Source organism: Mycobacterium sp. (assembly GCF_025933915.1).
In the GTDB taxonomy this organism is placed as follows: domain Bacteria; phylum Actinomycetota; class Actinomycetes; order Mycobacteriales; family Mycobacteriaceae; genus Mycobacterium.
The window spans coordinates 1-3,240 of record NZ_JAICZA010000276.1; the positions used below are offsets into that span (position 1 = coordinate 1).

3 protein-coding genes are annotated in these 3,240 nt (G+C 65.7%); 2 read left to right on the forward strand and 1 reads right to left on the reverse strand.

Features of this window, described 5'->3' with window-relative positions; genetic code table 11:
* Nucleotides 1–393 precede the first annotated feature (393 nt).
* Nucleotides 394–717, reverse strand: coding sequence for a hypothetical protein (locus Q0W90_RS23895; protein WP_297777085.1), 324 nt, complete (start codon nucleotides 715–717; stop codon nucleotides 394–396).
* A 101-nt stretch (nucleotides 718–818) separates the two neighbouring features.
* On the opposite strand from Q0W90_RS23895, the gene Q0W90_RS23900 reads away from it, so the two are divergent.
* Together Q0W90_RS23900 and istB are read left to right on the forward strand one after the other, a co-directional pair.
* Nucleotides 819–2,180 carry an IS21 family transposase gene (locus tag Q0W90_RS23900; RefSeq protein WP_297777088.1) on the forward strand — a complete coding sequence of 454 codons (1,362 nt, stop codon included), beginning with the start codon at nucleotides 819–821 and terminating at the stop codon, nucleotides 2,178–2,180.
* A complete protein-coding gene (istB, locus tag Q0W90_RS23905) occupies nucleotides 2,177–3,037 on the forward strand; it encodes an IS21-like element helper ATPase IstB (RefSeq protein ID WP_297777091.1) in 861 nt (286 codons plus the stop codon). The genes Q0W90_RS23900 and istB overlap by 4 nt, the downstream gene beginning before the upstream one ends.
* Nucleotides 3,038–3,240 lie beyond the last annotated feature (203 nt).

The following is a 3,240-nucleotide window of genomic DNA, read 5'->3' on the forward strand; positions in this document are numbered from 1 at the left end:
CGCCGTACCGAACGCGTGTTCGGGTGATTGCTACCGCCGGGCACTGACAGTTCGCACCCGGCGGCAGCTGGGAGGGACGTTAGGAAGCAGGAGCGGCGGCGTCCAACACCTCGATCTGCACAACATGTGGACAAGTCGGTGGACGGAGGCGTGTCGACATGTGGAGACGGCCGGGGACACCCGGGGGTCGGTTCCGCGCCGCGAGCCGGTCACCTGCGCGAACGCCGTCCCCCGGCTGTGGACAGAAAGTTCTCACGAAGTTTTTTCGCGGGTGGCACGCGTGGTGTCGACGTGACGAACGGGTCTGCTGCATGACCAGGTGACAGATTTGACCTGACAAGATGTCACCTATCCGTGCCGCAGACCCAACAAGCCGCGAGTAACAGTCGCGGGCTACCCTGACGCCGACGCTCGAAGAGCCAGGTACTCGTCCCAAATCTCTTCGGGCGTCTTCTCAGTCAGGAGGTCTTTGATTCGCTCGATCGCGTTCTGCGAATAGCGCTGGTACTTGACCTTACCGATCGCGACTTGCTTGTAGCAGTCTGGATCGTCCTTGATCCCGAGTATCTGGATGGCGGCCGTCGTCTTGTTGGTCGTAAGCCCGACCTTCTTCGCAAGTTCACGGTGGCCGAGGTTGTAAAAGCCGAGTTGGTCAACCCGCTTGAGAGCGATGACGCCAGCTGACCGCGCTCGCTGAAATTCCCCACTGACGCTCATCGAAATTCCCCACCCGTGTGGCTCCGCCGAGAAGGGCGGGCCTCCCTCGATGCTGCTGGTGTCTGACGCCAGTAGCTCTCTCGAAGGAGGCCCGCTTTCTCATGCTCACATGGGAGGACGACTTGGAAGTACATGCCCTACGCAAACGTGGTTGGTCTATCTCAGCGATCGCCCGCCACACCGGCCATGACCGCAAGACGGTCCGCAAGTACCTGGCCGGTGATGCCACGCCGGGTGTCCGGGCACGGCCCTCGCCGGACCCGTTCGGCCCGTTCGTCGACTACGTCACCGCGCGGCTGATCGAGGACCCGCACTTGTGGGCCCGGACCCTGCTCGATGAACTGGAGGGCCTGGGGTTCGGGCTGTCGTATCAGAGCCTGACTCGCAACATCCGGGCGCGGAATCTGCGGCCGACATGCGAGGCCTGCCGGACGGCCACCGAGCGTCCCAACGCGGTCATCGAGCATCCGCCAGGAGATGAAACTCAATGGGACTGGTTGGAATTGCCGAACCCGCCCGAATTCTGGGGGTGGGGCAAGACCGCGCACCTGCTGGTCGGGACGCTGGCCTGTTCTGGGAAGTGGCGGGCGGCGTTGTCGCCGTCGGAGGATCAGCCGCATCTGGTGGCCGCCCTTGATCGGGTGGTCCGCGGTCACGGCGGGGTGACTCGTTGCTGGCGGTTCGACCGGATGGCCACGGTCTGTGATCCGGGCTCGGGGCGGGTCACGGCCTCCTTCGCCGGGGTGGCCAAACACTACGGCGTGTCGGTGGCGATTTGCCCGCCGCGGCGAGGTAACCGCAAGGGTGTGGTGGAGAAGATCAATCACACTGCCGCGCAACGCTGGTGGCGCACCCTGGCCGATGAGATGACCGCCGAGCAAGCGCAAGCCGATGTGGATCGTTTCGCCCGGGTACGGGGCGATATGAGGCTCCGCGCCACCGCTGACGGGCGGTCCTCGGTGGCCAGCGTCGCCAAGAGCGAGCCGTTGGCGGTGCTGCCGGCAGTCCCGTATCCGGTGATCGTGACCGAGGCGCGGACCGCCTCGCGTCAAGCCCTGGTGTCCTACCGCGGCAACCGCTACTCGGTGCCACCGGAACTGGCCGGTGCCCAGGTCAAGGTGAGCCACCCCGTGGCGGCTGAGTTCCTCGACATCGCCACCACAAGCGGCATCGTCATCGCCCGGCACCGCCTGGCCGCCGACGGCCTGGGGGTGATGATCCGCGACAGCGGCCACGTCATCGCCCTGGATACCGCGGCGATGGCCGCCGCCACCACCGGCAGACCGCACCGCCGCAAGGAACGGATACCGCCCGGGCCCGAGGCGAAAGCCGCTGCCGCACAACTGCTCCGACTACACGCCGAGGCCACGCCCTCAGACCAATCCTGCACGCCATCAACCGATTCCACTGTAATCGACCTCTCCGCTTACGAGCGCGCCGCCCAGAACAGGACCATCCAATGACCCCCACCGCACGCACCCCGAAGACCACCGGCACCCTGGCCGTCGGCAACGACTCACCGTCGGCTGCGGCCAGCCGGTATCAGCAGTTGCGCTCACACCTGGCCGAGCTCAAACTGCACGCCGCCGCTGAGGCGCTTCCCGGCGTCTTGGATCAGGCCACCGCCGAAGGCCTGTCGCTGACCGTCGCGATGGAGCGGCTGCTGGCCGCCGAAGTGGACGCCAGCACCGCCCGACGACTGGCTGGCCGGTTGCGGTTCGCGTGTCTGCCCACCCCGGCTACCCTGGCCGACTTTGACGTCGATGCCGCCGGCGGCATCGACCGCCCGTTAATCGATGAATTGGGCACCTGCCACTACCTGGACTCGGCGACCAACATTTTGTTGATCGGCCCGCCGGGCACGGGCAAGACACACTTGTCGGTCGGATTGGCAAGGGCTGCAGCGCATGCCGGATACCGCACCTACTTCACCACCGCAGCCGATCTGGCCGCCCGCTGCCACCGCGCTGCCATCGAGGGACGCTGGGCCACCACCATGCGCTTCTTCGCCGGACCGACTCTCCTGGTGATCGATGAACTCGGCTATCTGCCGTTGCCGGCTGAAGCGGCCTCGGCGCTGTTTCAGGTTGTTTCCCAACGGTATTTGAAAACCTCGATCGTGATCACGACCAACCGTGGCGTCGGCGCCTGGGGCGACATCCTCGGTGACACCACCGTCGCCGCAGCCATGCTCGACCGGCTATTGCACCGCTCGGTGGTCATCAATCTCGACGGCGAGTCCTACCGGCTACGCGATCACCACGCCGCAGCCGATAGCCTCCGCCGAGCCACCACCGGCACCCGCCAACCGATACACTGACCGCTGCTCACAGGTGGGGAATTCCGATAAGCACACCTGGGGAATTTCGATAAGCGCAGTCAGAGCAATGGAATCGGGCAATCGCCCAGGAGTCATCGGCGCCTACAACAGCATGGACGCGGACGATGCGACGGCTCACCGACGTGATGACTGAGGACGCCACCATCTCCCTTCCCGCGTTGGGGGTCACGGAGGGCCGACCA